The sequence below is a fragment of the Arthrobacter sp. S39 genome (assembly GCF_004320525.1).
Lineage (GTDB): Bacteria > Actinomycetota > Actinomycetes > Actinomycetales > Micrococcaceae > Arthrobacter.
Genome location: NZ_SIHX01000003.1, coordinates 23954 through 50753 on the forward strand (window position 1 = coordinate 23954; position 26800 = coordinate 50753).

27 protein-coding genes are annotated in these 26800 nt (G+C 66.9%); 8 read left to right on the forward strand and 19 right to left on the reverse strand.

What is annotated here, in order from left to right; all coding sequences use genetic code 11:
• Positions 1 to 20 precede the first annotated feature (20 nt).
• Entirely contained in the window at positions 21 to 1406 is a 1386-nt protein-coding gene (locus EYS21_RS06625) for a M1 family metallopeptidase (protein ID WP_131132428.1), read from the forward strand.
• An 18-nt stretch (positions 1407 to 1424) separates the two neighbouring features.
• Here the strand turns inward: EYS21_RS06625 and EYS21_RS06630 are convergent, their stop codons facing one another.
• The 3 genes from EYS21_RS06630 to pheS are packed head-to-tail and all read right to left on the reverse strand — an operon-like array spanning position 1425 to position 5698.
• The gene (locus tag EYS21_RS06630; RefSeq protein ID WP_131132429.1) at positions 1425 to 2081 is read right to left on the reverse strand and encodes a 4'-phosphopantetheinyl transferase superfamily protein; all 657 of its coding nucleotides are present in this window, start codon (positions 2079 to 2081) and stop codon (positions 1425 to 1427) included.
• Positions 2082 to 2090: 9 nt separating this feature from the next.
• Complete coding sequence (gene pheT, locus EYS21_RS06635) at positions 2091 to 4634, reverse strand: phenylalanine--tRNA ligase subunit beta (RefSeq protein WP_131132430.1); 2544 nt, start codon at positions 4632 to 4634, stop codon at positions 2091 to 2093.
• A 2-nt stretch (positions 4635 to 4636) separates the two neighbouring features.
• Positions 4637 to 5698, reverse strand: a complete 1062-nt coding sequence (gene pheS / locus EYS21_RS06640; RefSeq protein ID WP_131132431.1) for a phenylalanine--tRNA ligase subunit alpha — start codon at positions 5696 to 5698, stop codon at positions 4637 to 4639.
• Positions 5699 to 5922: 224 nt separating this feature from the next.
• Here pheS and EYS21_RS06645 point away from each other — a divergent pair, with 224 nt between their 5' ends.
• The 3 genes from EYS21_RS06645 to EYS21_RS06655 all read left to right on the forward strand — a co-directional run bounded on the left by EYS21_RS06645 (position 5923) and on the right by EYS21_RS06655 (position 8264).
• Positions 5923 to 6405, forward strand: coding sequence for a hypothetical protein (locus EYS21_RS06645; RefSeq protein ID WP_242633319.1), 483 nt, complete (start codon positions 5923 to 5925; stop codon positions 6403 to 6405).
• 2 nt (positions 6406 to 6407) lie between these two features.
• On the forward strand, positions 6408 to 7052 hold the full coding sequence (locus EYS21_RS06650) for an SIMPL domain-containing protein (RefSeq protein ID WP_131132432.1): 645 nt from the start codon (positions 6408 to 6410) through the stop codon (positions 7050 to 7052).
• An 81-nt stretch (positions 7053 to 7133) separates the two neighbouring features.
• Positions 7134 to 8264, forward strand: coding sequence for an Rv2578c family radical SAM protein (locus EYS21_RS06655; protein ID WP_131132433.1), 1131 nt, complete (start codon positions 7134 to 7136; stop codon positions 8262 to 8264).
• Between the two features lie 39 nt (positions 8265 to 8303).
• Here the strand turns inward: EYS21_RS06655 and EYS21_RS06660 are convergent, their stop codons facing one another.
• Positions 8304 to 8756 carry a (deoxy)nucleoside triphosphate pyrophosphohydrolase gene (locus EYS21_RS06660; RefSeq protein ID WP_131132434.1) on the reverse strand — a complete coding sequence of 151 codons (453 nt, stop codon included), beginning with the start codon at positions 8754 to 8756 and terminating at the stop codon, positions 8304 to 8306.
• Between the two features lie 81 nt (positions 8757 to 8837).
• On the opposite strand from EYS21_RS06660, the gene EYS21_RS06665 reads away from it, so the two are divergent.
• Positions 8838 to 10046: an MFS transporter gene (locus EYS21_RS06665; RefSeq protein ID WP_131132435.1), complete on the forward strand. Its 1209-nt coding sequence runs from the start codon at positions 8838 to 8840 to the stop codon at positions 10044 to 10046.
• A gap of 80 nt (positions 10047 to 10126) precedes the next feature.
• Here EYS21_RS06665 and EYS21_RS06670 read toward each other — a convergent pair whose 3' ends face one another.
• Positions 10127 to 11113, reverse strand: coding sequence for a cation diffusion facilitator family transporter (locus EYS21_RS06670; RefSeq protein ID WP_131132436.1), 987 nt, complete (start codon positions 11111 to 11113; stop codon positions 10127 to 10129).
• Between the two features lie 202 nt (positions 11114 to 11315).
• Between EYS21_RS06670 and EYS21_RS06675 the strand changes: the two genes are divergently transcribed.
• Entirely contained in the window at positions 11316 to 11591 is a 276-nt protein-coding gene (locus EYS21_RS06675; RefSeq protein WP_056342958.1) for a GlsB/YeaQ/YmgE family stress response membrane protein, read from the forward strand.
• A 60-nt stretch (positions 11592 to 11651) separates the two neighbouring features.
• On the opposite strand, the gene EYS21_RS06680 is transcribed toward EYS21_RS06675, so the two are convergent.
• The 4 genes from EYS21_RS06680 to infC form a co-directional block, all read right to left on the reverse strand.
• The gene (locus EYS21_RS06680; RefSeq protein WP_131132437.1) at positions 11652 to 12563 is read right to left on the reverse strand and encodes an RNA methyltransferase; all 912 of its coding nucleotides are present in this window, start codon (positions 12561 to 12563) and stop codon (positions 11652 to 11654) included.
• 57 nt (positions 12564 to 12620) lie between these two features.
• Entirely contained in the window at positions 12621 to 13085 is a 465-nt protein-coding gene (gene rplT / locus EYS21_RS06685) for a 50S ribosomal protein L20 (protein WP_131132438.1), read from the reverse strand.
• Positions 13086 to 13202: 117 nt separating this feature from the next.
• Complete coding sequence (gene rpmI / locus EYS21_RS06690; protein ID WP_009358635.1) at positions 13203 to 13397, reverse strand: 50S ribosomal protein L35; 195 nt, start codon at positions 13395 to 13397, stop codon at positions 13203 to 13205.
• Positions 13398 to 13513: 116 nt separating this feature from the next.
• Positions 13514 to 14560 carry a translation initiation factor IF-3 gene (gene infC, locus EYS21_RS06695; RefSeq protein ID WP_242633320.1) on the reverse strand — a complete coding sequence of 349 codons (1047 nt, stop codon included), beginning with the start codon at positions 14558 to 14560 and terminating at the stop codon, positions 13514 to 13516.
• A gap of 386 nt (positions 14561 to 14946) precedes the next feature.
• On the opposite strand from infC, the gene EYS21_RS06700 reads away from it, so the two are divergent.
• Positions 14947 to 15333 (forward strand): DUF1844 domain-containing protein, encoded by a 387-nt coding sequence (locus tag EYS21_RS06700; RefSeq protein WP_131132439.1) that lies wholly within the window; start codon positions 14947 to 14949, stop codon positions 15331 to 15333.
• A 78-nt stretch (positions 15334 to 15411) separates the two neighbouring features.
• Here EYS21_RS06700 and EYS21_RS06705 read toward each other — a convergent pair whose 3' ends face one another.
• The 8 genes from EYS21_RS06705 to EYS21_RS06735 all read right to left on the reverse strand — a co-directional run bounded on the left by EYS21_RS06705 (position 15412) and on the right by EYS21_RS06735 (position 21689).
• Positions 15412 to 16704 (reverse strand): MFS transporter, encoded by a 1293-nt coding sequence (locus EYS21_RS06705; RefSeq protein WP_131132440.1) that lies wholly within the window; start codon positions 16702 to 16704, stop codon positions 15412 to 15414.
• Between the two features lie 56 nt (positions 16705 to 16760).
• Positions 16761 to 17615, reverse strand: coding sequence for an SseB family protein (locus EYS21_RS06710; protein ID WP_242633321.1), 855 nt, complete (start codon positions 17613 to 17615; stop codon positions 16761 to 16763).
• Between the two features lie 90 nt (positions 17616 to 17705).
• On the reverse strand, positions 17706 to 18452 hold the full coding sequence (gene priA / locus EYS21_RS06715; protein WP_066285946.1) for a bifunctional 1-(5-phosphoribosyl)-5-((5-phosphoribosylamino)methylideneamino)imidazole-4-carboxamide isomerase/phosphoribosylanthranilate isomerase PriA: 747 nt from the start codon (positions 18450 to 18452) through the stop codon (positions 17706 to 17708).
• A gap of 54 nt (positions 18453 to 18506) precedes the next feature.
• Complete coding sequence (locus EYS21_RS23360) at positions 18507 to 18665, reverse strand: hypothetical protein (protein WP_165478273.1); 159 nt, start codon at positions 18663 to 18665, stop codon at positions 18507 to 18509.
• Positions 18666 to 19400 carry an imidazole glycerol phosphate synthase subunit HisH gene (hisH, locus tag EYS21_RS06720; protein WP_131132442.1) on the reverse strand — a complete coding sequence of 245 codons (735 nt, stop codon included), beginning with the start codon at positions 19398 to 19400 and terminating at the stop codon, positions 18666 to 18668.
• A complete protein-coding gene (gene hisB / locus EYS21_RS06725; RefSeq protein WP_131132443.1) occupies positions 19397 to 20023 on the reverse strand; it encodes an imidazoleglycerol-phosphate dehydratase HisB in 627 nt (208 codons plus the stop codon). The genes hisH and hisB overlap by 4 nt, the downstream gene beginning before the upstream one ends.
• Positions 20024 to 20085: 62 nt before the next feature.
• Positions 20086 to 21204, reverse strand: a complete 1119-nt coding sequence (locus tag EYS21_RS06730) for a histidinol-phosphate transaminase (protein ID WP_131132444.1) — start codon at positions 21202 to 21204, stop codon at positions 20086 to 20088.
• A gap of 74 nt (positions 21205 to 21278) precedes the next feature.
• Entirely contained in the window at positions 21279 to 21689 is a 411-nt protein-coding gene (locus EYS21_RS06735) for a LysM peptidoglycan-binding domain-containing protein (RefSeq protein WP_131132445.1), read from the reverse strand.
• Between the two features lie 333 nt (positions 21690 to 22022).
• On the opposite strand from EYS21_RS06735, the gene lexA reads away from it, so the two are divergent.
• Positions 22023 to 22772: a transcriptional repressor LexA gene (gene lexA / locus EYS21_RS06740; RefSeq protein ID WP_131132446.1), complete on the forward strand. Its 750-nt coding sequence runs from the start codon at positions 22023 to 22025 to the stop codon at positions 22770 to 22772.
• Between the two features lie 79 nt (positions 22773 to 22851).
• Here the strand turns inward: lexA and EYS21_RS06745 are convergent, their stop codons facing one another.
• Positions 22852 to 24909, reverse strand: coding sequence for an ATP-dependent DNA helicase (locus EYS21_RS06745; protein WP_131132447.1), 2058 nt, complete (start codon positions 24907 to 24909; stop codon positions 22852 to 22854).
• A complete protein-coding gene (gene hflX / locus EYS21_RS06750) occupies positions 24902 to 26470 on the reverse strand; it encodes a GTPase HflX (protein ID WP_131132448.1) in 1569 nt (522 codons plus the stop codon). Before hflX ends, EYS21_RS06745 begins: the two co-directional genes overlap by 8 nt.
• Between the last annotated feature and the right edge of the window lie 330 nt (positions 26471 to 26800).

A 26800-nucleotide genomic window follows, 5' to 3' on the forward strand; every position in this document is an offset into this window, starting at 1 on the left:
TGTGATTGAGGCCCCACCCCATGAGTGTCCCAGAACCCGCCAGCTCCGGAACCGCCGTGGGAACGGCCGAAACCAGCGTGCGGCCGGACCGGTATATGCCTGGCCACGGCACCAGCGCCTACAGCGTTGGACGGTATGAACTGGACCTGGACTACCGGCTCTCTTCCAACCGGCTCAGCGGCCACGCGCTCCTCCACGCCACGGCGGCACGCCAGGCATCCGCCGTCGTCCTGGACCTGGTGGGCCTCCGCGCCAGCAAGGTGCAGTTCAACGGGCGGCGCGTCCGGCGCTTTGTGCAGCGTGGCGAGCAGCTGGTGGTGCATCTCGATGCCGACCTCCTCCCCGGGGACGCCTTCACGCTGGACATCCGCTATGAAGGCAATCCGTCGCCGCGCCGCGGGCTGTGGGGTGAAGTGGGCTGGGAAGAACTCACCGACGGCGTGCTGGTGGCGGGGCAGCCTAATGGCGCCCCGTCCTGGTTTCCCTGCAACGACCACCCCGGGAACAAGGCCAGCTACCGGATCACCGTCACCACCGACGCCAATTACCGGGTTGTCTGCAATGGCCGGCTGGTAGGGCACAGCATCCGGGCCAGCCGGGAATCCTGGACCTATGAGCAGGAAGAGCCGATGGCCCCTTACCTGGCCACCGTCCAGATCGGCCGGTACCAGTCAGTGATCCTCGATCCCGGGGACAGCCCGGGCGGGGTGCTGCAGTCCGCGGCGGTCCCGCCTGGCCTGGCAGCCGACGCCCTGCAGGGGCTCCGCCTGCAGCCGGAGATGATGCGCACGTTCGTCAGCTGCTTTGGACCCTACCCGTTCGCGGAGTACACGGTGGTGGTGGCGGACGATGTCCTGGAGATCCCGCTGGAGGCCCAGACCCTGTCCATCCTGGGCCGGAACCACCTCAGTCCGGACTGGGATTCCCAGCGCCTGATCGCCCATGAGCTCTCACACCAGTGGTTTGGCAATTCCCTGACTGTCAGCGGATGGAGCGATATCTGGCTGCATGAAGGGTTCGCCTGCTACGCGGAGTGGATCTGGTCGGAGGCTGCCGGGGTGATGGGCGTCCATGACCGGGCGACGACGGCCTGGCGGCGGCTCTCGGCCGCGGGCCAGGACCTGGTGATCGGGGATCCCGGTCCGGAGCTGATGTTCGATGACCGCGTCTACAAGCGGGGCGCCCTCGCACTGCACGCCCTGCGGTTGCGGTGCGGGGACCTGGCGTTCTTTACCCTGCTGCAGGAATGGACCAGGACGCACCGGCACGGATCGGTGTCCACCGCGGAGTTCATCCTCATGGCGGACCGGGTCGCCGGCCTCGATTCAGAGGCGCTGCTGCATCCCTGGCTGTTTGAGGAGGCCCTGCCGCCGCTGCCGACGCACGGGCGGCACGCCGCCAGCTAGCCGCTGCACAGGCAGCTGTCACCCGATGGCGACGGCGGCCACCAGGGTTCCCGGCAGGCCGGTGTCCGCCGGGTCGAGGTCTGTGAGTCCGGGCCTGGCCAGGACGTCCACGGCGCGGGGATCGCGCCGGAGTCCTTCGCCCGTCATTTTGAGCCAGGCCTCCTTGCGGGCCCAGAGCCGGGCCCGTTCACGCAGCTGGTCCTGCCCGGCCAGGTTTTCGACGGCGTGACGTTCCTGCGGGCCCAGGGCCACGGCGTCGAACCCGTCAAAGTCCAGCCGCGCAGGGTCCTCGGCGTCCACGCCCAGCCGCATCCCGGCACGTGGTGCCGGCAGCCCCGCGAGCAGGATCCATTGCGGCGTCCGGGCCATGCTGAGCAGCAGCGGCAGCGGCTCTCCCCCGCGGGTGTAGCCCGGCCTGCCGTGGGCAAGGGCCGGTCCGGAGCCGCAGCGCGGACAGGCATAGGACGCCTTGAGCTCCCCGGCCGGCAACTCCAGCAATGCCGCGGCAAAACGCCGCAGCGCAGCCCTGCCGGCGATGAAACGCGCCCGCGCTCCGGGCTCCATGGCCGCCGCCCGGGCGGCCTCCACAGGCTCCAGCAGCACCACATCGGAGCCCGGACCGCCCGCAGATTGGCCGCGGAGATCCACTGCCTGCAGGACGAGTCCGGGCTCCATCTCAGTCAGCTAGCGCTGGACGGCACCGAAGCGCTCGGCGGCCAGTGCTACCGCGCCTTCGCGCGCGGCTGATGCCTCGTCTGCCGTCAGGGTGCGGTCCGTGGCGCGGAACCTCAGTCCGAAGGCCAGCGACTTCTTGCCGTCCTCGATGCCCTTGCCGGCGTAGACGTCGAACAGCGCGACGTCCTCCAGCAGTTCGCCGGCCCCCTCGCGGAGTGCATCAAGGACCTGGTCCGCAGGAATGTCCTGCGGCACCACCAGGGCAACGTCCTGGGTGGCGACCGGGAACGTGGAGATGTGGCGGGCCACAATCACATCCGCGGCTGCCTCGAACAGCGCATCCGCGTTGAATTCCAGCGCCACCGAACGGGCAGGCATGTCGTGCGCGGCGAGGAGCTTCGGGTGCAGTTCGCCGGCGTAACCCACCACCTCGCCGGTCCGCAGCGAAAGCTGCGCGGCCCGGCCCGGGTGGAACGCCTGGTGCGTGCCCTGGCTGACCACGATCTCCACGCCCAGGACGTCGCCGGCGAGCCGGGCGATGTCCAGTGCGTCGGACCAGTCCCAGGCGCGCGGCGTGTGCGCCGCGGCAGCGGGGGAATCATGGCCCGTGAGAACCGCGGCGACGTACAGCGGCTGGTCCGGAACGCCGTCGTATAGTGCATCCAGCACCTCGTCGGCGGGCTTGACGCCGAGCGGCGGGATGGACGCCGTGCCCACCGTGGAGCCGGGCAGGAAGACCAGGCCTGACTCGAAGAGTGCCAGATCGCGGAAGCCGCGGGAGTGGTTGCGCTTGGCCACCTCGATGAGCCCGGGGAGGATGGAAGTCCGCAGGTAGCCGTGCTCTTCGCTGATCGGATTGGCCAGCTTGACCGCGCTCCGGGCAGCACCCTGCTCCGCGACGCCGAACGTGTCGTTGGCGGCCTTGGAGACAAACGGGTAGGCCAGGACTTCGGTCAGGCCGGCGTCGGCCAGTGCCTGGATCAGCCGACGGCGCTGCTGCTGCAGGCGGGTCAGGCCACGTCCCGGAGGGGCCACCGGGAGGGTGGCGGGGATGTTGTCGTAGCCCACCAGCCGGGCGATTTCCTCGGAGAGGTCCTCTTTGGTTTCCAGGTCGTTGCGCCAGCTCGGCGCCGTGACTGTCCAGCCGCCGTCGTTCTTTTCCACGGCAGCGCCGAGGTCCACCAGCGAGGTGGTGATCTGTTCTTCCGTGAAATCGATACCGATCCGCTGGGCGGCGAAGCCCGCCGGCAAGGCGATGCTCACGGCGTCCGGCGCCGACCCGACGTCGGTCCCCGCCTGGTCAGCAACCCCGCCGGCAAGTTCCACCAGGAGGTCAACAACGCGCTGGGCGGCGATGTCCGCCACGTGCCAGTCCACGCCGCGCTCGAAGCGCTTGGACGCCTCGGACGGCAGCTTGTGCCGTCGGCGGGAACGGCCAATGGATACCTCGTCGAAGTGCGCGGCCTCAACCAGGACGTTCGACGTCGAATCGCTCACCTCGGTGGCTGCACCGCCCATGACGCCGGCGATGCCGATCGCGCCGGAGCCGTCGGTGATCAGGAGGTCCTCGACGTCGAGCGTGCGCTCCTTGTCGTCCAGGGTGGTGATCTTCTCCCCCGCGACGGCGCGCCGGACCACGATGTCGCCGGACAGCTTGTCCAAGTCGTAGCAGTGCGTCGGCTGGCCAAGCTCGAGCATGACGTAGTTGGAGATGTCCACCGGCAGCGAGATGGAGCGGATGCCTGCCAGCCGAAGGCGCGACACCATCCACAGGGGCGTCGGCCTGGTGGCATCGACGCCGCGGACGGTACGGGCCACAAAGCGGTCGCAGCCGGGCTTGCCGTAGATGGGCGCGTCGTCGTTGAGCTTCACACCGTAGCCGCCGGTGAGTTCGGCCGGAGCCTGGACCTTGGTGGCGGGGTCCGTGAAGGCGGTTCCGGTGGCGTGCGCGTATTCGCGGGCCACGCCGCGGATGGAGAACGCGTAGCCGCGGTCCGGGGTGACGTTGATCTCGGCGGCTTCGTCGTAGAGGCCCAGAAGGTCCATGGCGTCCGTGCCGATTTCGGGATCCAGCCCGATCCGGGACAGGACCAGGATGCCGTCGTGGTCCTCGCCGATGCCCAGTTCGCGGACGGAGGCGATCATGCCGGCAGAGAGGTGGCCGTAGGTCTTGCGCGCGGAGATGCGGAAGTCGCCGGGCAGGACGGCACCGGGAAGGGTGACCACCACTTTGTCGCCCTCAACGAAGTTGTGGGCGCCGCAGATGATGCCCTGGACACCGGACGGGTCGATGCCGTCGCCGGTGAGGGCCTGCTGCTGGCCTTCGGGGACAACCCGGACCTGGCACCAGTTGATGGTCTTGCCGTTGGTCTGCGGTTCCTTGACGATGCTCAGGACCTGGCCCACGACGATCGGGCCCTGCAGGGTGTCCGTGGGGCGGTGGACCGCTTCCTCTTCAAAGCCAACCTTGACCAGTTCGGCCATCAGGTCTTCGGCCGTTGCTCCGGCCGGTACTGCTGCGAATTCACGCAGCCAGGAAAGTGGGATACGCACTGTTAGATCTCCATCCCGAAGTGCTCGCTGAAACGTACATCGCCTTCGATCATGTCGCGCATGTCGCCCACCTCGTTGCGGAACATAAGGGTGCGCTCGATGCCCATGCCAAAGGCAAAGCCTGAATAGATGTCCGGGTCGATGCCCGCGGCGCGGAGCACGTTGGGGTTGACCATGCCGCAGCCGCCCCACTCGATCCAGCGCGGACCGCCCTTGGCGCCCGGGTGCCAGATGTCCAGCTCGGCGGACGGCTCGGTGAACGGGAAGTAGTTCGGGCGCAGCCGGATCTGGGCTTCGTCGCCGAACATCTGCCGGGCGAAGTGCTCCAGTGTTCCGCGGAGGTCCGCCATGCTCAGGTGCCTGTCGATGGCCAGGCCCTCGAACTGGTGGAACACCGGGGTGTGCGTGGCGTCCAGTTCATCGGTGCGGAACACCTTGCCGGGGCACAACACGTAGATGGGGACTTCGCGCTCCAGCATGGAGCGGACCTGCACCGGCGAGGTGTGGGTACGCATCAGGAGGTGCGCCTCGGGCGGCTCCACAAAGAACGTGTCCTGCATTTCGCGGGCCGGGTGGTCCGGCTTGAAGTTCAGCGCGTCGAAGTTGAACCACTCGGATTCAACCTCGGGGCCTTCGGCGATTTCCCAGCCCATGCCAACAAAGATGTCCGCCACGCGGTCCTGCAGGGTGGAGAGCGGGTGCCGGGCTCCGGCCCGACGACGGCGGGGCGCGGCTGTGACGTCGACGGTCTCTTCCAGCAGGATCCGGGCGTCGTTTTCGGCTTCCAGCTCGGCCGTGCGGTCCGCGAGCGCCTTGTTGACCCGGCCGCGGGAGGAGCCCATCAGCTTGCCTGCTACGGCTTTCTGGTCTTTCGGCAGGCCACCGATTTCCCGGTTTGCCAGGCTGAGCGGTGACTTCTCACCGGTGTGGGCCAGTCTCACCGCCTTGAGCTCGTCAAGGGAGCCGGCGCCGGCAATGGCGGCGATGGCCTGGTCTACAGCGGCAGTGATGGCGGCTTCATCCGTAGGGTTCGGGATGGCGGCGCCCGGCAAAGTTTCAGTCATCTACTGTTCTTAGCTACGAGTCGGGGCTGACGTATTTCCTCAATGAACTGGGCAGCACTGCGCGGTTTCCCGGCAGCGCATCCGTCACTGGCAGGCCACGTTATGGATCCATCCAGGATGAATCCACTCGGCGGCCAGGTCCGGGCCACTGAATCAGTACCGGTTGGAACTGCCGGCGGCCACTATCTTCCAGTCTAAGTGAAGGCTCCGGCTACCATGGCCTCATGACACAGCGGCAGCGCCGGGCGCCAGCCAGGCCGTTGACGGCGGGTCAGCGGGCACGGCAGCTCGCAAACCTGGCCAACGGCACAACCCTGCTTGGCCTGGCCGTTGCCCGGGCTGCCCGGACGGCCATCACTCAGGGGCCACGGGGACTCGTCATCGCCTCTGGGTACACGTGGCGCCTTCCCCACGCAGGCGCTTTCACCGTGGGGAATGTCGTCCTTTCGCGGGGCCCCGCGGCGCTGCTGACGTCCAACGCGGCGCTCCTCGGCCATGAGGAAAAGCACTGCAGCCAGTACGCCTGCTGCCTTGGGCTGCCGTTCCTTCCGCTCTATTTCGTGGCGGCAGCGTGGTCACAGCTACGCACCGGAAATCCGGCGTCGGCCAACTTCTTCGAACGGATGGCCGGCCTGGAAGCCGGCGGCTACGTTGATACCAGGACACCAAGGCCGGCCCCGCACGGCGCCGGAGGAATCGAGGTTTGACCATGGCCGGCGAAAGCAATCCCAGGACCATCACGGTGACAGGAACAGGATCGGCCGAGGCCCCGCCCGACCTGCTGACGATTTCCGTTGGCGTCGAATGCCGGCGGGACGGCGTCGGCACCGCCTACGCTGATGCCGGGACAGCGTCCGGCGCCGTTTCCGGCGCTCTCCGGCAGCACGGCGTCGCGGACGCCGACATCCGGACGTCCGGGCTGAACGTCCGGCCGGAGCTCGTCTGGCGCGACGGCGAAGGCCAGAAAGTGGCCGGCTACGTGGCGTCGAGCGTGCTTACCGTCCGCCTCCGGGACGTCGCTGCCGCGTCCGGTGTCATTGCGGCCGTGGTTGATGCCGGCGCCGATGACGTACGGCTGAACGGCCTGGAACTCGGATTCGCGGATGAATCCGCTGTGATGGCCCGGGCCCGGGAAGCTGCGTGGCAGGATGCCGCTGCTGCGGCCGAACAGTTTGCGTCCCTGGCCTCGGCACGGCTTGGCACCGTGGTGTCCGTTGCCGAGCACCCCCTCTCATCCGGGCCGGTTCCTGTCGCCAGGCTCGAACGGGCCGTGGCCACGGACGCCATCAGCGTGGAGGCAGGCCACGCGAGCGTCGGTGCGGGCGTCACGGTGGTGTGGGAACTGCTGGACTGACATCCCCGCAGCTTGGTCCGGGCCGGACGGCCCGGCGCGCCGGTCCTTGACTTAAGTTCGAACATATATTCGAATGGACGCATGAGATGGGATGCACAAGCGCTGATGCCACGGCCCGGCGATGAGGCCGGAAGCGGCGCATCACCGGCGCTGCTTCCCCTCGCCGGACTGGTCCGTTCCGTCACCACTCCCGAATTCGCCGGCATCACCTTCCATGAGGTCACTGCCAAATCGGTGCTCAACAAGGTGGTTGCCGGTTCACGGATGCCGTTTGAGTGGACAGTGAACCCTTACCGCGGCTGCAGCCATGCCTGTGTGTACTGTTTTGCCCGCAAGAGCCACACGTACCTGGATTTCGACGCCGGTCTCGATTTCGACAGCCAGGTGGTGGTTAAGGTCAACGCCGCGGACGTCCTCCGGAAGGAACTGGCCAAGCCGTCGTGGGGCCGCCACCAGGTGGCCCTGGGCACCAACACCGACCCCTACCAGCGCGCCGAGGGCCGCTACCAGCTGATGCCGGGCATCATCACCGCGCTGGCTGACTCCGGGACCCCGCTGTCCATCCTCACCAAAGGCACACTGCTGGCCAGGGACATTCCACTCCTGAAACGGGCCGCTGCCCAGGTCCCGGTGGGTGTCGGCATCTCCCTGGCCATGACGGATGAAGCCCTGTCCGAGGCGGTGGAGCCGGGTACGCCGGGGCCCCGCGCCAGGCTGAAACTGGTCTCACGCCTGCGCGACGCCGGGCTCCCGTGCGGCGTGATGGCCATGCCCATCCTGCCGTGGCTGTCCGACAGCGACGAGGCACTTGATTCCCTCTTCGGTTCCCTGGCGGCTGCGGGAGCCACGGGAGTGACTGCCGGCGCCCTCTACCTGAAGCCGGGCACCCGGGAATGGTTCATGCAGTGGATCGCCAGGAACCATCCGGAGCTCGCGGGCAAGTACCGGCGCCTTTACGGCACTGGTTCCTACACGTCCAAGGAATACCGCACCTGGCTTGCCGGGAAGGTCCGCTACTTCAAGCAGCGGCATGGCTTCGCAAGTACGCACGGTTTCAGCCACCGCGATCTTGAGGACGATCCCCGCGGCGAGGAAGCACAGTACCCGGCGGGAAGTATCCCGGCAGCCCACTCCGTCGGAACGCTCGGCGGGCTGGCCGGGGAATCCCAGCCGGCCGCCGCCGGGCTGCGCCAGCAGCCCACCCTGTTCTAGGGACGCTCCCGGGAATCTAGGGCACTCCAGGGAGCCGGTTCAGCGGGGGGCGTTTGAATCCACGAGCGTGCCCAGGGATTCAAGCAGTGCCCGGACAATCGGGAAGTCGGCCGGGATCCACGGGAGGCTGAGAGCTTCGTCACGGCTTGTGGTGCTGATCCATCTCAGCTCGTCATGGTCTTCGAGCGGCCGGGGATCGCCGTCGGAAATTTCTGCCAGCCACACCCGCATGCTGGCCCGCTCGTTCAGCCGCCAGCCGGCCGGAGCCCCGGCGGGCAGTTCCGGCCCCAGCGTGACCCCCACGCCCAGTTCTTCCCTGAGTTCCCGGTGCAGCGCAGCCTCGCACTGTTCCCCGTCGTCGACCTTCCCGCCGGGGAACTCCCAGAGTCCGGCGAACTGCTCGGGGGCAGTCCGCCTGGCCACCAGCATCCGGGTGGGCCCGGTCAACGAGTCAAGTATTGCGCCGCCAACTACCTGTATCCGTCCAGTCACCGCTCCAGTCTATGGGGGACAATTGATGGGGCGCCCCGCGGGCGTGCGCCACGATCCACTCCCCTTTCGAAAAGCAGGCACATGAGCAGCGTTGTCCAGTCACCCCCGGCCACAAAGACCCCGTCCCCCAGGATCGCTCCGGCGATCGTTTCCCTGGCGATGGGCGGGTTCGGGATCGGCGTGACTGAGTTCACCATGATGGGCCTTCTCAAGGAGGTGGAACTGGGCCTCGGCATCAGTACCCCTGAAGCGGGACACCTGATTTCCGCCTACGCCCTGGGCGTGGTGGTCGGCGCACCCCTGCTGGCCGCGGTCGGAGCCAAGCTGCCCCGCAAACACCTGGCCCTGGGACTGATGTTCTTCTTCAGCGTCGCCAACCTGACCTCGTACCTCGCCCCGGACTACACCACCATGCTGGTCTCCCGTTTTGCCGCCGGACTGCCGCACGGCGCCTTCTTTGGTGTGGCCGCCGTCATCGCCGCGTCCCTCGTCCCACCCACCCGCCGGGGATGGGCCATCTCCATGGTGATGGCGGGACTGACTGTCTCCAACGTGGTGGGCGTTCCCCTGGCCACGTGGGTGGGCCAGGCATTCGGCTGGCGCCTGCTGTTTGTCCTGGTGGGCGCCATCGGCCTGCTGACCCTGGCGCTGCTCTGGAGGTTTGTGCCCTTCCAGGCGGCCCACCCCGATGCCAGCATCCGGCGCGAACTCGGGGCGCTGAAGCGGTTGCAGGTCTGGCTTGCCATCCTGATCGGCATTGTGGGCTTCGGTGGATTCTTCGCCACGTACACCTACATCGCGCACACCATGACATCGGTGGCCGGCATCCCGTCGTCCCTGATCCCGCTGGTGGTTGCGCTCTATGGCCTGGGCATGGTGGCCGGAAACATCGTAGGCGGGCGGATCGCGGACCGGTCCGTGATGGGGACCATCTACCGGGTGCTGCCCGGAATCGCCGTTGCCCTGGTGGTCTATGCGGTTGCCGTCCAGTGGCCGTGGTCCGCGTTTGTCATGGTGTTTGTGGTCGGCGCGGCCGGTTCGATGCTGGTGCCGGCCCTGCAGACCCGGCTGCTGGACGCGTCCCCGGACGCGCCGTCGCTGGCGTCCTCCCTCAACCATGCCGCGCTGAACGTGGCCAACGCACTGGGCGCATTCCTGGGCGGCGTGGTGATCGCGTGGGGCTGGGGCTACGTTGCCCCTGCCCTGGTGGGAGCCGTTCTGGCCATCCTTGGCCTGGGCGTGGCCATCGTCAGCGGACTGCTGGAACGCAAAAAGCCGCTGACCGCCTGATCCAGGGACGTACCTCATCCGGAGGATCGGGCGGCCAGCCATTCAGGCCCAGCGTAGCCCTGCCTGCGGCAGGTGCCGTGTCAGGCGTTGGCGTCCAACTCCCCGGCATTGCCTGCCGCTGCGTCCGACGCCGCTGCGCCCGTTGCATCGGTTGCGTCCGTCCGGTGGATGTCCGGTTCCAGGTAAATGACGCGGGCGATAGGCACCGCTGTCCGGATCCGTTCCTCGGCGCCGTCGATGGCCGCCGCGATGTCACGGCCGGCGTCGGCTGCACCGACGGAAATCTTCGCCGCGACCAGCAGTTCTTCCGGCCCCAGGTGGAGGGTCTTCAGGTGGATGACGCGCGTTCCGCCGTCCTCAATGGCGCGGTGGATCTTTTCAGTGTCATCCTTGGTGGCGGATTCACCCAGCAGCAGGGACTTGGTTTCGAGGGCCAGCACAACGGCGATCAGAACCAGCAGGATGCCGATCATGCCGGTGCCCACGGCGTCCCACACGCCGTTGCCCGTGATCAGGGTGAGCCCCACGCCGAAGAGGGCAAAGACCAGGCCCACGAGCGCGCCGAGGTCCTCCAGCAGGATGACCGGAAGTTCGGGCTGCTTGGCCGTCCGGACGAAGCTGACCCAGCCCTGTTTCCCGCGGAGGTGGTTCGACTCGGTGATGGCGGTGCGGAACGAGAAGGACTCGGCAATGATGGCGCCCACCAGCACGGCCAGCGGAACCCACCAGAAATCGCCTTCGATGGCGTGCGGGTGCTGCAGCTTCTCCCAGGCCTCGTAGAGGGCAAAGAGGCCACCGACGCTGAACAGCACGATGGAGACAATAAAGGCGTAGATATAGCGCTCACGGCCGTACCCGAAGGGGTGCTCGGGGCTTGCTGCCCGCTTCGCCCGTTTGCCGCCCACCAGCAGCAGGATCTGGTTGCCGGAGTCGGCCAGGGAGTGGATGGCCTCGGCGAGCATCGACGATGACAGCGTCAGGATGTAGGCGACGAATTTGAGGGCGGCAATCGTCAGGTTTGCGGCAAGGGCCGCGACGATCGCCTTGGTACCGCCGTTTGCAGCCACTCGGGCTTCACCTCTTCAGGGATACGGAACAGGACAGGAAAAACGCGAAGCCGGACTCGGCTCCGCCCATGAATACCGTACCGGCAGCGGTGTGGGACACGCAGCCGGACTGGCCGTAAGCCTACTGACAATGAGGGGGCTGTGTGTTAGCTTGATGCAATATCGGGAAGATTAAGTCCCGGCGAATAAATAAGGAGGAGACATGGGTTTTCTTGCTTGGATTATTCTCGGCCTCATAGTGGGGGCCATAGTTAAGGCCGTTATGCCCGGCAAAGTGGGCGGCGGCTGGGTCACCAGCCTTGTTCTTGGCGTGGTTGGTGCAATTGTGGGCGGCTGGATCGGCAGCCTGCTTTTCGGCAAGGGAGACCTTGCATTCTTTGACCTCGGCACGTGGATTCTCGCCATTGTTGGCGGCCTCGTGGTAGCCGGCGTCTACGGCGCAATTACGGGACGCAGCAAGAGCACGCGCGCACCCTGATTCCCGTCCTACTATTTGAAATCAGCAAGGGCCCCGGATGATCATCCGGGGCCCTGCCCTTTAAGCCGGGACGGGCAGGCTTCCCTGCTGGGACCGGGCGCTTGCGTAGAGGCAGACGGTTGCTGCGGTCCCGAGGTTGAGGCTCTCTGCGGCCCCGTAGACCGGGACAGCCACACGGTGGTCGGCCAGTCCCAGTTCAGCCTCCGACAACCCCTGCGCTTCGTTTCCAAACAGCCACGCTGTGGGGTTTTCCAAGGGGAAGGCCGATCCGGCGCCGGAGGCACCCAGCCGGCGGGCCGCGTTCTGGTCCTGCAGCGTGTCCAGGTTCAGCTGGCCTTGGCCGTCCGCCGCGAGGACCCCGATGCCGCGTTCCTTGCAGCGGGCCACCAGCTCCTCGACGTCGGCGCCGAGCACCACGGGCAGGTGGAAGAGGGATCCCGCCGTCGAGCGCACGGCCTTGGGATTGTAGATGTCAACGCTGGATGCGGTCAGGATGACGGCGTCCGCGCCGGCCGCGTCGGCTGCCCGGAGCACGGTTCCGGCGTTGCCGGGGTCGCGGACCTGGCACAGCACCGCGATCAGCTGCGGGCCGGCGTCGAGTACCTGCTCAAGGCTTACGTCCAGGAAACCGCAGACCGCGAGGATGCCCTGCGGGGTGACCGTGTCCGCCATCGCGGCCAGCACTTCGTCGGTGGCGAGGTAGGCGGTGGTGCCCTCAGCGAGTGTCTCCAGGTCCGGGTGCTTGTCGAGGCAGGCCTCGCTCGCGTAAACCTCATAGACGATGCCGGGCTCCCCCGCGGCAATCCTCTTCTGGTGCAGGACCAGGGCTTCCCGGACAGCCTGCGGGCCCTCCGCCAGGAACTCACTGCGCTTTAAACGGGCCGGGCGCCCGGCAAGTTGTGCCACCTTCCTCACCCGATCAGCTCGAGGGTTGGAAAGTGGAAAATCTTGCGGGCGCCCGGTTTCGTTCATATAAGAACCTTAGTTGCTGTTGAAGCAGGTTCTCGAACTACCCAGAACGGGGAGCTGCTACTCAGCGGCCTCGTCAGCGGCCGGCTTCTTAGCAGCCTTGGCCTTGGCAGCCTTCGGCGCCTTGGCCTTGGGTGCTTCAGCCTGGACAGCCGGAGCGGACGTGTCCGCAGGCAGGGAGTCCTTGGCGACCTTCACCAGAGCGGCGAAAGCGTTGGCGTCGGAGACGGCCAGCTCGGCCAGCATACGGCGGTCAACCTCAACCTCAGCGGCCTTCAGGCCCTGGATGAGGCGGTTGTAGGTGAGGCCGTTGGCGCGGGATGCAGCGTTGATGCGCTGGATCCACAGGCGACGGAAGTCGCCCTTCTTCTTCTTGCGGTCACCGTAGCTGTACACAAACGAGTGCAGCAGCTGCTCTTTGGCCTTGCGGTACAGGCGTGAACGCTGTCCCCGGTAGCCCTTTGCGCGTTCGAGGATAACCCGGCGCTTCTTGTGGGCGTTTACCGCCCGCTTCACACGTGCCACGTGCGTACTCCTTCAGAATTCTGATCCCAAGCGTCTACTGCCGGAAACCCGGCCGGCCTGAGAAGGCTTTTTGGTAGGTGACTGCTGCCAGGAGGCATCAGCCAAAATACTTGGAAATTAGATGCCGAGCATCTTCCGGATGACCTTGGCGTCGCCCTTGAAGACGATCTTGTCGCCGGCGAGGCGACGGGTCAGCCTGGAGGACTTGTGCTCGAGGTAGTGGCGGCGGTTGGCCTGCTGGCGGCGCAGCTTGCCGCTGCCGGTCAGCTTGAAGCGCTTCTTAGCACCACTGTGGGTCTTCATCTTCGGCATGGGAACCGATCTCCTTACGTATCCACAGACCAGGGTCTGCAGTTCTTCGTGCAGCCACCCCTGCGGGCGGCGTGCTGGTTGCTTGCTGCCGGAGGACAACCTCCGGCAGCCGTGAACTAGGTGGTCTTTTTGCCAGCCGGCTTCGGCGCCGCCTTGGGGGCGGGCCGGACAGGAGGCTTCGGCGCTGCAGGCCTGGCCACCGGCTTCGGCATCGGGACTGGCGGCCTCGGAGCTGCCGGGGCGGGAACCGCTGCCGGCTTGGCTGCTTCCGGAGCCTTGGCGGCGACCGGTGCCTTGGGAGCCTCCGGTGCCTTTGCGGGCGCGGGAGCTGCCTTCGGTGCCTCACGCCGGGGGGCTGCTGCCTTGGGGGCTTCAGTCTTCGGAGCTTCAGTCTTCGGAGCAGCCTGCTTGGGCGCTTCCTGCGGTGCGGCTTCCTTCACGGGAGCTTCTTCAGCAGGGGCGGCTTCCACGGGAGCTTCGGGAGCAACAGCGGCAGCGGAAGCTTCCACCTCGGGTGCCTCGGCTTCGGGCTCCGTGGTGATGGCGAAACCTTCCGGAAGAAGGTCAGCCAGAGACTGCGTGAACGGTGCCTGGTCGTCGCCGGAGACGTCGACGCGCCCCGTCGCCTTGGCTTCGTTCTGTGCCTTGGCTTCTGCACGCTGCGTGGCGCGGCGGGCTTCTGCCTTGGCTTCGGCCTTGTTCTTGAGCGGACCCACAACCATGACCATGTTCCGGCCGTCGATACGCGGGCTGGACTCCACAACGCCAACTTCGGCGACGTCGTCGGCGAAGCGCTGGAGAAGGCGGATGCCCATCTCGGGACGCTGCTGCTCACGTCCGCGGAACTGGATCATTGCCTTGACCTTGTCACCTGCGCCGAGGAAGCGCAGTGCGTGTCCGCGCTTGGTCTCGTAGTCGTGGGTGTCAATCTTCAGGCGGAACCGGATTTCCTTCAGAACAGTGTTGGTCTGGTTCTTCCGGGCTTCACGTGCCTTGACGGCGGCCTCGTACTTGTACTTGCCGAAGTCCATCAGCTTGCACACCGGAGGCTTCGCCTGAGGTGCAACTTCAACGAGATCAAGGTCGGACTCGGCAGCCAAACGCAGGGCGTCCTCAATACGGACGATTCCTACCTGTTCACCTGCAGGGCCGACCAGCCGCACCTCGGGGACGCGGATACGCTCATTGATTCTTGGCTCGCTAATGTTAAAGCTCCTGTGATTGTTGTGGGTATTCCACCGGCAAAATAGAGAAGGCCCCCAATTGCCGGAGCAATCGAAGGCCTCGAAGATCGGATGTGCCGGCCCCCGCAGAGGCTGCACGCATCATCCCCGCAAAAGCTGGGTAATGCCCGACCAGATACCCGGCAACCTTGCTTCCTTGCGGAATTGCTTCCTGTAGGAAAACGGCTGACGCGGGTGGGAGAGGACTCCGCTTGCAAACTGGGTGCCATTCTACAGAAAAAAACCCGCCCAACGCATCCCAGCGCCGGTGGGGATCATCCATAACAAATAACGACATCCAGTCGGTCTGTGACAAGCTTACCAGTATGAGCACCCCAGACAGTAATTCACACGTTTACCAGGCTGCCGACACCCAGGGGGACGTCGCCCAGCAAATCCGCGACATCTCCGAGGTACCGGCCATCGAGGTCATCACCACCGCGGCAGTCCACCTCATGAGCGCAGCAGCGGTAAAACTTGGCCTCGCCGCCGAGGACAACGCCGAGGAACTCAAGGACCTTGACGAGGCCCGGAAGCTCATCACTGCACTCGCCGGGCTGGTCACCGCCGCTGCGCCCGAGATCGGGTCCCAGCACGCCGGGCCGTTGCGCGACGGCCTGCGGTCGCTGCAGCTCGCGTTCCGCGAAGAGTCGATCATCCCTGACGCCCCGGGCAAGGGCCCGGGCGAGAAGTACACCGGCGCGGTCAACTGACCCACAGCTAACTGAAATAAACCACGACGGCGGGCGGACCATGGCGGTCGGCCCGCCGTCGTTATGTCCCCCGCCGCGTCAGGCGGCGGTGCGGCTGCGCCGGCGCTGCTGCAGCACCAGTCCCACGAGGCACAGCACAACGCCGGCAGCGCCGACGGAGACAAAGCCGCCGGAGGATCCCACGCCGTCGATGAAGACTCCGGCGAGCGGCGCCCCGAGTGCCACGCCGCCGGTCAGCGCGGAGCCGTACCAGCCCATCGCTTCACCGCGGCGGTCCTCAGCCACCAGGTCTGCCACCTTTTCGGACGCGGCCGACAGTACGGGCGCGCAGAGGAGGCCGGGCAGGATCGAGACGAGCGCCAGCGTCCACGTGTCGTGCGCGAAGCCCATCGGGATGGTCAGGGCCGCCATTCCTAGGAGCAGGACGATCGGCGAGACCGGGCGGTGCATGGCGCCGTAGATAAGGCCGCCGATCACGGACGCGGCACACCAGAACAGGAAAACGATGCCGATTTCGCCCTGGTGCCCGCCCGTTTCCAGCGCGGCGACGATGCCCACGTCGGTTCCGCTGAGCACCATGCCGGCGCCCGCGGCAACCGCGAAGACGGCCGCGACTGTGGCTGTGAACCAGGCGAAGTTGTGGGCCACCCTGCCACGGAGGCCGGGGCCGGCTTGCGCTCCGGCGGGCACGAGTTCCGCCGCCGCTTCCTGCAGGTGGGCCGGCGCGGCCGAGACCACTGCCACTTCCGCCGCGTGGCGCTGGTCCGCCTCGCATTCCTCGGTTTGTGTGGCGCTGCGGGTGGGCGGGTTGAACCACATCAGGAACAGCCCGGCCAGCGAGGTGGACACCCCGACGATGGTCAGCCCCAGGACCGAGTAGCCGCTGGTGGCCACCACGGCTCCGGCGGCCGGGCCGATCATAAACACCATCTCGGTGGTGATGGCATCCAGGGCAAAGGCGGTGCGCCGCTGGTCACCGTCGGCGAGGACCCCCAGGGACTGGCGGACCACGCTGAAGATGGGAAGGGTCAGCAGCCCGCCGATGAAGACCAGCGGCAGCAGCCATTCGTAGGTTACGTGCGGCACCGCGGTCCAAATCACGGTTTCGGACACCACCGACGGGATGAGGGCCCGGCGCAGGCCAACGGTGTCCACGCGCCGGCCGCGCCACGGCGCGCCCACGGCAATGCCGATGGTCATGACGGCGGCAGCGGCTCCGGCGGCGGCGTAGCCCTTGTCCAGCGTGAGGACGATGTGCAGGGTCAGCAGGACCCCGGCCGCGGAGTGCGGGATGCGGGCAATCATGCCCACCAGCAGCAGCCGCCTGATCGGCCGGACGGCGAGCAGCTCCCGGTATAAAGCGAAGTTCACGGAAAATCCTTTGGTCTGCCGCGGGCAGCCCGAGGGATCTCCCCGCTGACCGTCAGCTATTGAACAGCGCGCCTCAACTTGATTTCGATCGAGTCAACGCGCTCCCCAAACAATACATTCCGGGACCAGGCGGCCTGGAGTCCGGCCACCAGGTCCTGGACTGCGGCAGCGTCAAGGCCGTCCTCAAGGTACAGGACCACCTGCAGTTCGGGTCCGGCACCGCCGCCGGGCATTGTTTCGCCGTTCGACGTGGTGGCAGCGACGCCGGCGCCCGGGAGGAGCCCGATGTTCCGGACTGCGGGGAATGCCGCGGCTGCCTCCGCTATGGTGCCGGCCACCTCGCTGTCCAGGTAGGAGGGCACCCACGTCTGCTGCTGTGCCAGAGCCCACAGGCCGGGCCGCCGGACCACAAAGGTGAACTCGGAGCCGGGATCAAGCACCAGGAGTTCAGCCTGTTCCGACACGGCGGAGAGGGCAGCCCTGGCGGCATACACGGCCACCGGCCGCGCGTCGGGATGCCAGCTGGCAAGCGCCTCGGCTGAGGTGAAGGCGGGCATCGCGGTCCTGCCGTCGGCGGCCTTCAGCATCACCAGCGCCATGTCCGCCTGCTTGTCCGAGACCAGGCCGTCATCGCCCTCTGATTCCTCCGCGAGCTGGGCGATGATCGGGATGAAAACCCTGGCCGTTGCCAGCGAGGCTATGACGGCGGCCTCGTCACCGCTTCCGTGCCGGAGTGCCGCTACTGCGGCGAGGTATCCGGCGTCGGCCGTGCCGTCGTCGTCCTCAAAATTGTGGATCTTCCCGTCGTCACCGGCCAGGCTGCGGCCCTGCCACGGCTGGCCGGCCGAGTCTGTGGGGCCGCCGGCCCCGGCGAGGGCTGCGGCGATGTGGCCGGGCAGGTGGCGTGGCACCGGCCCGGATGTGCCGGAAATACTTGCCGGCGCACCGTCCCGACCGGGTGCACTGCCGTTGTGTTCCATCCGTCAGCAGGTCCGGCTGGCCTAGCGGCGGCCGGCGACGTCGAGGGCCTCGGGCAGGGTAAAGGCTCCGGCGTAGAGCGCCTTGCCCACGATGGCACCTTCGACGCCCAGCGGCACCAGCGAGCGGAGCACCTTGAGGTCATCGAGGCTGGAGATGCCGCCGGAGGCCACGACGGGCTTTCCGGTCTTCTCGACCATCTGGCGCAGCAGTTCAACGTTGGGCCCCTGCAGGGTTCCGTCCTTGGTGACGTCGGTGACCACGTACCGGGCGCAGCCGGCCTCTTCGAGCCGGCCGAGTACCTCCCAGAGGTCGCCGCCCTCCTTGGTCCAGCCCCGGCCTGCCAGCGTGGTTCCGCGGACGTCGAGTCCGACCGCGATCTTGTCGCCAAAGCGGTCGATGGCGCGGGCTGTCCACTCCGGGTTTTCCAGGGCAGCGGTGCCCAGGTTCACGCGTGCCACACCGAGGTCCAGGGCGGCTTCAAGGGACTCGTCGTCCCGGAGTCCGCCGGAGAGCTCCACCTTGATGTCCAGGCGGCCCACGACTTCGCGGAGCAGTTCCGCGTTGGAACCGCGGCCGAACGCGGCGTCGAGGTCCACCAGGTGCACCCATTCGGCGCCCTGCTGCTGCCAGTTGAGGGCGGCTTCCAGCGGGGTGCCGTAGCTCGTTTCGCTGCCGGCTTCGCCCTGGACCAGCCGGACGGCCTGGCCGTTCACGACGTCGACGGCGGGCAGCAGTTCAAGGACCGGCAGATCGTTTGCGGTGGTCATCTCAAAATCCTCAGGTAGTTGTGCGGCTGGTTGGGGCGGGAGCGCCGGTGCGGGCTAGCTTCCGGAAAAGGTCAGGAGGGAGGCAGCCAGCAGCGACATGCCGGCCAGGACGTAGAAGCCTATTTGAGTCCAGAGCGGCCGCTGCTGCTGCCGGAAGGACAGGGCGCCGCCCACCAGAAGGCCGGCGAGCCCCATCAGGACAATGGACCACATCTAGGCGTTGCCGTCCGCGGCCGCCGGCTTCCGCAGGGCATCCACCCAGTTGCGGAGGAGCCGGGCTCCGGCGTCGCCGGATTTTTCCGGGTGGAACTGGGTGGCGCAGAGCGGGCCGTTCTCCACGGCGGCGATGAATGGCGCACCGTGCTCTGACCACGTGACCAGGGGCGGAGCCATCCTCGGCTGCACGACGTCGAAGTTCCATTCCTGGACGCCGTAGGAGTGCACAAAGTAAAAACGCTGGTCCTCGACGCCTTCGAAGAGCTTGGACCCTTCCGGGACCTTGACCGTGTTCCAGCCCATGTGGGGCACTACCTCGGCCGGGAGGAGTTCGACCTTGCCCGGCCACTCCCCCATGCCCTCAGCCTCGGTGCCGTGTTCCACACCGGCCTCAAACAGGACCTGGAGCCCGACGCAGATGCCCAGCACGGGGCGCCCGCCGGCGACCCGGCGGCCGATGAGGCGGATGCCGTCCACGGCTTTGAGTTCGCGCATCACCGTTTCGAACGCTCCCACGCCCGGCACGACCAGGCCGTCGGCGTTGAGTACATCCTCGGGCTTGGAACTGAGGATGACCTCGGCGCCTGCCCGCTCCAGGGCACGCACCGCGGAGCGGACGTTCCCGGAGCCGTAGTCGAGCACCGTAACCGTGGGCTTGCCCTCCGGCGATTCCGGCTTCTTCAGGGCGGCAGGGTCGATCACGGCGCCGTCGCGCAGGATCTGGCCGCTCACAGGGCACCCTTGGTGGACGGAATTCCTTCAACGCGCGGATCCGGTTCCACCGCAGCACGCAGTGCGCGGGCGAATGCCTTGAACTGTGCCTCGACGATGTGGTGCGGATCCCGGCCGGCGATGACGTTCATGTGCAGGCAGATGCCTGCGTGCAGAGTGATGGCCTCAAAGACGTGCCGCGTCAGCGACCCGGTGAAGTGGCCGCCGATCAGGTGGTATTCCTGCCCGGCGGGCTCGCCGCCGTGGACCAGGTAGGGCCGGCCTGAGACGTCCACCACCGCGTGGGCCAGTGCTTCGTCAAGCGGCACGGTCGCTTCGCCGAAGCGCCGGATGCCGGCCTTGTTGCCGAGGGCCGTCCGCAGGACTTCCCCGAAGGTGATGGCAACGTCCTCCACGGTGTGGTGGACGTCGATGTGGGTGTCACCGGTGGCCTTCACCGTCATGTCAATGAGCGAGTGCTTGCACAGCGCCGTGAGCATGTGGTCATAGAACGGGACGGACGTGTCGATGTTTGAGACACCGGTACCGTCGAGGTTGATCTCCACGAGCACCGACGATTCGCTGGTGGCACGCTCCATCCGTGCGGTGCGGGTCGCGGCGGTGCTGGATCCGGTGGAACTCATGGTCATATGTCCTTTGCGGAGAAGGAGGAAGTCCCGCGCGCGCGGCGCGGCTATGGTCAAGTTTAGGCGGGCAGCTTTGGCTGGCTGGCCAGGATGGCTTCCAGGGCAGTGAGGAAGGCTGTGGTTTCAGTCTCAGTGCCGGCAGTGACCCGCAGGTGGCCCGGGATGCCGACGTCCCTGATCAGCACGCCGGCGTCCAGCAGTTGCTGCCAGACGTCGTGGGGCCGGTCCAGTCCGCCGAAGAAGACGAAGTTGGAGTCCGACGCGGCGGGCGTGAGGCCCAGGCGGGTCAGTTCGGACACGATCCGGTCGCGTTGGACCTTGATGTCCTCGACGTCGGCCATCAGGGCCTCGCGGTGCCGCAGGGCGGCCAGGGCGGTGGCCTGGGTGACGGCAGACAGGTGGTACGGGAGCCGGACCAGTCGCAGGGCGTCCGTGACCTCGGGTGCGGCAGCCATGTAGCCCAGCCGGGCGCCGGCCAGGGCAAAGGCCTTGCTCATGGTCCGGGTGACGATGAGGCGTTCCCGTCCCGGCAGGAGCGTCAGGGCGCTGGGTGTGCCGTCGTGGGCAAACTCATGGTAGGCCTCGTCCACGATCACGATGGTCTGGCTGTCTTCGCCGGCGGCGTACACGGCTTCCACCACATCCAGGCCCAGCCCTGTTCCGGTGGGGTTGTTGGGTGAGCTGAGGAAGACAACGTTGGGCTGGAGCTCCTTGACCTGGCGGCCTGCCGATTCGGCGCTCAGTCCGTAGTCTGCTTCGCGCTGGCCGGCAACGTATTCGGTGTCCGTGCCGCTGGCCAGAAGGGGATACATGGAATACGTGGGAGGGAAGCCAAGAGCCGTCCGGCCCGGCCCGCCGAAGGCCTGGAGGATCTGCTGCAGCACCTCGTTGGAACCGTTGGCTGCCCAGATGTTCGATGAGTCCAGTCCGTGGCCGAGGAACTCCGCCAACGCCTCGCGAAGCTCTGAGAACTCCCGGTCCGGGTAGCGGTTCAGGCCAGCCGCGGCCTCGGTGACCGCCGCGCTGATGGCCGCCCGCACGTCCGCGGGAACGCCATGGGTGTTTTCGTTGACGTTCAGCAGAATGGGAACATCGAGCTGCGGAGCCCCGTACGGGGTCAGGCCACGAAGGTTGGTGCGCAGGGGAAGGCGGTTCAGACGCTCTAGCTGGTCATTCACCTGAACAGTTTAGTGCCGAAGCACGGGCCCCGAAAATGTGACGGTTCCCGGCTGCCATTCAACAACCGGCAGCGTTACTTGGCAGGCACAAACAGTTGCTGGCCCGGCAGCACGGTTCCTGCAGTGAGGTTGTTGAGCTGGACGATGTCCGCGATCACGTCGCGGGGATCCCGCTCCGGGGACACCGCGGCCGCGATCCCCCAGAGCGACTGACCGGGCTGCACAGTTACCGAGACGGTCGGCGTCAGCGAGAGGTCCGCGGCGGAGTCCGCGGCCTTGGCAGGTGCGTTAAGGAATCCCGCGAGCAGGAAGAGCATCGCCGCGAGCAGGATCAGGGGAATGCCGATCAGGACCACCCGGCCGCGTCGCGTCAGGCGCAGAGGAGGCAGCGATTCCTTGCGGGCCCGTATCTGTGGCACTGCCGTGAGGTGCTGGACCAAGACCAACTGCGGACGGGAGTCCTGCGATGCTGAAAAAGCTGACATGAAATGAGCCCTCCTGGACCATGCTGTGCTGCCCGGAGTGTCCCGTCCGCCTGCCTGCCTCGGCGGGCGGGCCCTGCCTCTTCGAATATTCGAATACCGCAGGAAGCGAATAGAACACATGTTCGAACTTTGCTTCTTCTGTTTTAGCACTTATCAACGAACATTGTCGAGACTCGCTAGAACAAATGTTTGAAAAAGGGTTGTGGCTGGCCTACGTTTGGATCAAAGATCAACCACCTCTGTAGTTGATCAGCAGGGTCTGACAATCAATGCCGGAGGCTCCCGGCACCCGCGGCCAGGAGGCCCCGGGGCAACGGAAAGGCATTGGCAAACATGGCAGCAGCAGCCGCGGGCGGCAGGGCGACCCAGCGGGGTCAGCAGCCCCAGAGGACTCCCAAAGGGCTGACTGCCCGGCAAAAGAAGATCCTGGAAACCATCCAGCGTTCGGTCAATGACAACGGGTATCCCCCGTCCATGCGTGAAATCGGCGACACCGTAGGCCTGGCCAGCCTGTCCAGCGTGACCCACCAGCTCTCGCAGCTGGAGAAGCTGGGCTACCTTCGCCGCGATCCCAAGCGGCCCCGGGCCATGGAGGTCCTGATGCCGCTGACGCTGGACGGCGGGACGGCCAAGGCGGCAGGTTCAGCCACTCCGGCTGCCCTGCGCGGCATTACCGGCGGCAAAGTGACTGAACTTCCCTCGGCCATGGACACCGCCATGGTCCCGCTGGTGGGCCGGATCGCGGCCGGCGGCCCGATCCTCGCGGACCAGGTCGTGGAGGACGTTATGCCGCTCCCCCGCCAGCTGGTGGGGCAGGGAGAGCTCTTTATGCTCAAGGTGGCCGGAGACTCCATGGTGGACGCGGCAATCTGCGACGGCGACTGGGTGGTGGTGCGGCGCCAGGCTGACGCCGTCAACGGTGACATCGTTGCGGCCCTCCTGGACGACGAAGCGACCGTCAAGACGTTCCGCCAGCGGGACGGCCATACCTGGCTCCTGCCGCAGAATACCCAATACGAACCCATCCTGGGCGACCACGCCACCATCATGGGCAAGGTTGTTTCGGTCCTGCGCTCACTCTAGGAACCGCCAGTTACGGCAAAAAAAAGATCGGCTGGGCCCGCCCCTCGAGGGACGGGCCCAGCCGATCTTTGCAGTTAACTCAGGTGTGCTCCTTGGACAGCCGCTCCAGGGCAGCGAACGCGATCTTCCGGTCCGTGGTGGGCCAGAATGGCGGCAGCGCGCCCCGCAGGAAGCCGGCGTAGCGCTCCGTGGCGAGCCGTGAATCAAGGACGGCCACCACACCCTTGTCTCCGGTGGACCGGATCAGCCGGCCGGCGCCCTGTGCCAGCCGGATGGCGGCGTGGGTGGCGGAGACCGACATAAAGCCGTTGCCGCCGGCCTGGGCCACGGCCCGGGAGCGGGCGGTCATGAGGGGGTCGTCCGGCCGCGGGAACGGAATACGGTCAATCACCACCAGGCGGCACGAGCCGCCGGGCACGTCCACGCCCTGCCACAGCGACATGGTTCCGAAAAGGCAGGTGTCGGGCTCGTCGGCGAACTGCTTGACCAGGGCGGTCATGGTGGAGTCGCCCTGGCAGAGGATGCTCAGTCCCAGCTTGGGCCGCAGTGCTTCGGCTGCCTCTTCCGCGGCGCGGCGCGAGGAGAACAGGCACAGTGCACCGCCGCCGGAAGCCCTGATCAGCGCCTCGAGTTCTTCCAACGCCTCCGGCGAAACTCCGCGGCCGGGCTTGGGCAGGTGGCCGGCAACGTACAGGATCCCCTGCTTCGGGTAGTCAAAGGGGGAACCGACATCAATGCCGGTCCAGCTCGGGGCGCCCTGGCCCACGAGTCCCAGGCCGCCTGCCGCCGGTTCAAACGCCGAGCCGATGGCCAGGGTTGCCGAGGTCAGGACCACGGTGTGGCCCTCGAAGAGCCCCTCGCGAAGCCTTCCCGCGACGCTCAGCGGCGCGATGTTTACCAGCGCCGGCGCGGCGTCGTCGGGCTGCGCGTAGCCCTGCTGCGGATCGAAGGTGCTGGCACGGGAGAACCACACCACCTCGCGGTTTTCACGGGCCGCGATGAGCCGTTCACAGAGTTCCAGGATGAGCATCAGCCGGGAGCGGGCGAGCTGCCGCCCGCCGTCGGCCGTTTGGCTGCTGTCCCCCTTGGAATCGGAAAGGGCAGCCCGGCAGGCGTCACGCAGCTGGTCCATGCAATCCAGCTGTTCGTCATTGAGTCCGTTGGGAAGGAGTCCGTTGGGCACCCCGGCGAGGGCGAGTTCCAGGTTCGCAGCGGCGGCATTGAGGGCGTCGACCGTGATGGCTGTGTGCTTCCGCGCGCCGGACGCCGCGGCATGGACCATGGCGACGGACAACTGCCCGGAGACGGCCCCGGTCACCCGGTCCTGGAGTTCGTGGGCCTCGTCCACCACCACAACGTCGTATTCGGGCAGGACGGCCAGGCCCTCGAAGGCACTGACGGCGAGCATGGCATGGTTGGTGACCACAACGTCGGCGTCCGCCGCGTCCTGGCGGGCCAGCTCGCTGAAGCATTCGGCCGCCATCGGGCACTTCTGCGCCCCGAGGCATTCCATCGAGGTGACGGAGACCTGGCGCCAGGCCCGGTCCGTGACACCGGGAAGGAGTTCATCGCGGTCGCCGGTGGCCGTTTTTTGCGCCCATTCGCGCAGGCGCACCACTTCCTTGCCCAGCTGCGAGGACGGTCCCCCCAGCGCGGCCGCGAAGTGCGGCACGCTGGTGTCCTCGCCGAGGGAAAACAGCTGCCCTTCGGAAGGCTCCTCCGACGGGAATCCGCCCTCTAGCTTGTGCCGGCACACGTAATTGGAGCGGCCCTTGACCAGCGCCACCTTGACGGGGCGGTCCAGGGCCGGCGTGATGGTTTTCAGCAGGCGCGGCAGGTCCCGGCCCACGATCTGCGTCTGCAGGGCGAGGGTGGCCGTGGAAACCAGGGTGGGTTTGTTACTCACGAGTGAATGCGCAATGAGCGGGATCAGGTACGCCAGCGACTTTCCGGTTCCGGTGCCGGCCTGGACCAGGAGGTGGTCGCCGGTTTCGATGGCCCGGGCCACCTGCCTGGCCATCTCGTGCTGTCCGCTGCGGCTTTGCCCGCCCATCCCGGCCACGGCACGGTCGAGCAGTTCAATGACGAACTGCTCGCCGGCCGTCCCCGAGGACTCACTTGCCACTGTTTCAGTCATTGCTGACGAATGATTCCAGTTCCGCCGCAAGGCCTTCCCGGACCATCACCACGGCCCGCGTTCCGTCCTCGCCGTGGTCAAGGCTCAGGATTTCGGCGTCGGTGTTGTGCAGCTTGCTGATCACGTCGCCGCGGTTGTACGGGATGAGGAGCTCCAGCTTGACGCTGGGCCGCGGGATGGAGCTGCTGATTTCGCGCAGCAGCTCGGCGATCCCCTCACCGGTCCGGGCCGATACCACCACGTGGCGGGGCTCGCGTTGCTTGAGGCGTTCGACCACAAACGGATCCGCGGCGTCCGCCTTGTTCAGGACGATGATTTCCTGCACCTTGCGGGCATCCACTTCGCTGAACACCTTGCGGACTGCCGCGATCTGTCCCTCAGGATCCGGATGCGAAACATCCACCACATGGAGGATGAGATCGGCGTCCGCCACTTCCTCCAGCGTGGAGCGGAACGCCTCCACGAGCTGGGTGGGAAGTGAGCGGACAAAGCCCACGGTGTCAGCCAGGGTGTAGCCCAGGCCATCCGCGGTCTCCGCCTTGCGCACGGTCGGGTCCAGGGTGGCGAACAGGGCGTTCTCCACGAGCACGCCTGCGTCCGTCAGCCGGTTCAGCAGCGACGACTTGCCGGCGTTGGTGTACCCGGCGATGGCCACGGACGGCACGGAATTACGACGGCGGTTGGCCCGCTTCGTTTCCCGCGCGGGCTTCATCGCAGCGATTTCGCGCCGCAGTTTGGCCATCCGCGTCCGGATCCGGCGGCGGTCCAGTTCGATCTTCGTCTCACCGGGGCCACGGGAACCCATACCGGCTCCGGCGCCGCCGACCTGGCCACCGGCCTGGCGGGACATGGACTCGCCCCAGCCGCGCAGGCGCGGCAGCAGGTATTCGAGCTGGGCCAGTTCCACCTGGGCCTTACCTTCGCGGCTCTTGGCGTGCTGGGCGAAGATGTCCAGGATCAAGGCGGTACGGTCGATGACCTTGACCTTGACGATGTCCTCCAGGCCGCGCCGCTGGGAGGGCGCCAGCTCGGCGTCGACCACCACGGTGTCCGCGCCGGTGGACATGACGATTTCCTTGAGTTCCTGGGCCTTGCCGGAACCGAGGAACGTACCTGGGTCCGGTTTTGCCCGGCGCTGAACCATGCCGTCCAGGACTTCCGAACCGGCAGTCTCTGCCAGGGCGGCAAGCTCACGCAGTGAGTTTTCGGCGTCGGCGAGCGTTCCTTCGGCCCAGAGGCCGGCAAGCACCACCCGTTCCAGGCGCAGCTGCCGGTACTCGACTTCTGTGACGTCTTCGAGTTCCGTGGACAGGCCGGCGGTACGACGGAGCGCCCTGCGCTCCTCGAGGTCCTGCTGGTCGCCGTCGTAGGCGCTGTGCTCTTCGTCGAGGCGGGAAATTGCCTGGGCTTTACCGAACACCGCCCTGCCGTCGCCTTCAGCGGCGGCGCCGCGCTTTGCCGGAACATCCTTGGAGAGAATCCGGTCGATGACAGCTTGGATTTCCTCCGGGCTCATATCCTGGGCTGCTGGATCGGATCCGGTGTTGGGCTGGCTGGTCATGGTCTCCTTTGAAGATTCGGCATTTCCAGAATAGTGCCGATTGCTGGTGAGTGGGGACGTATTCGCGCTGGGCTGACGGCTGGCGGTCATCCTGGCTCCGGTCTGCTGCGCGCGCCGTGCAAGGCGGTGGCGCACAACGTAGGATCCACATCCATCGCTGGCGTGGAAAGGGTAAAAGCGCCGGCAACGACTGGAAGGGCACAGCGGGAAGGCTGGCTTCGAGTATTGCCCGGCGGTCGGACCAGGCGCCAAGTGGCCTGGTCGATGACGCATCTGCGGAAGGTGAAAACCTGCATCGCTGCGGGACATGGCTGCGGGACGGGTTCAACC

Bases quoted from the DNA above. Each gene is read 5' to 3' on its own strand.
- priA (WP_066285946.1), bottom strand. From the start codon at position 18,452: ATGACCACCGCAAACGATCTGCCGGTCCTTGAACTGCTGCCCGCCGTC.
- EYS21_RS06655 (WP_131132433.1), top strand. From the start codon at position 7,134: ATGAGATGGGATGCACAAGCGCTGATGCCACGGCCCGGCGATGAGGCC.
- EYS21_RS06675 (WP_056342958.1), top strand. From the start codon at position 11,316: ATGGGTTTTCTTGCTTGGATTATTCTCGGCCTCATAGTGGGGGCCATA.
- hisB (WP_131132443.1), bottom strand. From the start codon at position 20,023: ATGAGTTCCACCGGATCCAGCACCGCCGCGACCCGCACCGCACGGATG.
- EYS21_RS06700 (WP_131132439.1), top strand. From the start codon at position 14,947: ATGAGCACCCCAGACAGTAATTCACACGTTTACCAGGCTGCCGACACC.
- hflX (WP_131132448.1), bottom strand. From the start codon at position 26,470: ATGACCAGCCAGCCCAACACCGGATCCGATCCAGCAGCCCAGGATATG.
- pheS (WP_131132431.1), bottom strand. From the start codon at position 5,698: ATGACTGAAACTTTGCCGGGCGCCGCCATCCCGAACCCTACGGATGAA.
- EYS21_RS06680 (WP_131132437.1), bottom strand. From the start codon at position 12,563: ATGAACGAAACCGGGCGCCCGCAAGATTTTCCACTTTCCAACCCTCGA.
- EYS21_RS06645 (WP_242633319.1), top strand. From the start codon at position 5,923: ATGACACAGCGGCAGCGCCGGGCGCCAGCCAGGCCGTTGACGGCGGGT.
- EYS21_RS06630 (WP_131132429.1), bottom strand. From the start codon at position 2,081: ATGGAGCCCGGACTCGTCCTGCAGGCAGTGGATCTCCGCGGCCAATCT.
- EYS21_RS06745 (WP_131132447.1), bottom strand. From the start codon at position 24,909: ATGACTGAAACAGTGGCAAGTGAGTCCTCGGGGACGGCCGGCGAGCAG.
- EYS21_RS06665 (WP_131132435.1), top strand. From the start codon at position 8,838: ATGAGCAGCGTTGTCCAGTCACCCCCGGCCACAAAGACCCCGTCCCCC.
- EYS21_RS23360 (WP_165478273.1), bottom strand. From the start codon at position 18,665: ATGTGGTCCATTGTCCTGATGGGGCTCGCCGGCCTTCTGGTGGGCGGC.
- lexA (WP_131132446.1), top strand. From the start codon at position 22,023: ATGGCAGCAGCAGCCGCGGGCGGCAGGGCGACCCAGCGGGGTCAGCAG.
- EYS21_RS06625 (WP_131132428.1), top strand. From the start codon at position 21: ATGAGTGTCCCAGAACCCGCCAGCTCCGGAACCGCCGTGGGAACGGCC.
- EYS21_RS06735 (WP_131132445.1), bottom strand. From the start codon at position 21,689: ATGTCAGCTTTTTCAGCATCGCAGGACTCCCGTCCGCAGTTGGTCTTG.
- rpmI (WP_009358635.1), bottom strand. From the start codon at position 13,397: ATGCCGAAGATGAAGACCCACAGTGGTGCTAAGAAGCGCTTCAAGCTG.
- EYS21_RS06650 (WP_131132432.1), top strand. From the start codon at position 6,408: ATGGCCGGCGAAAGCAATCCCAGGACCATCACGGTGACAGGAACAGGA.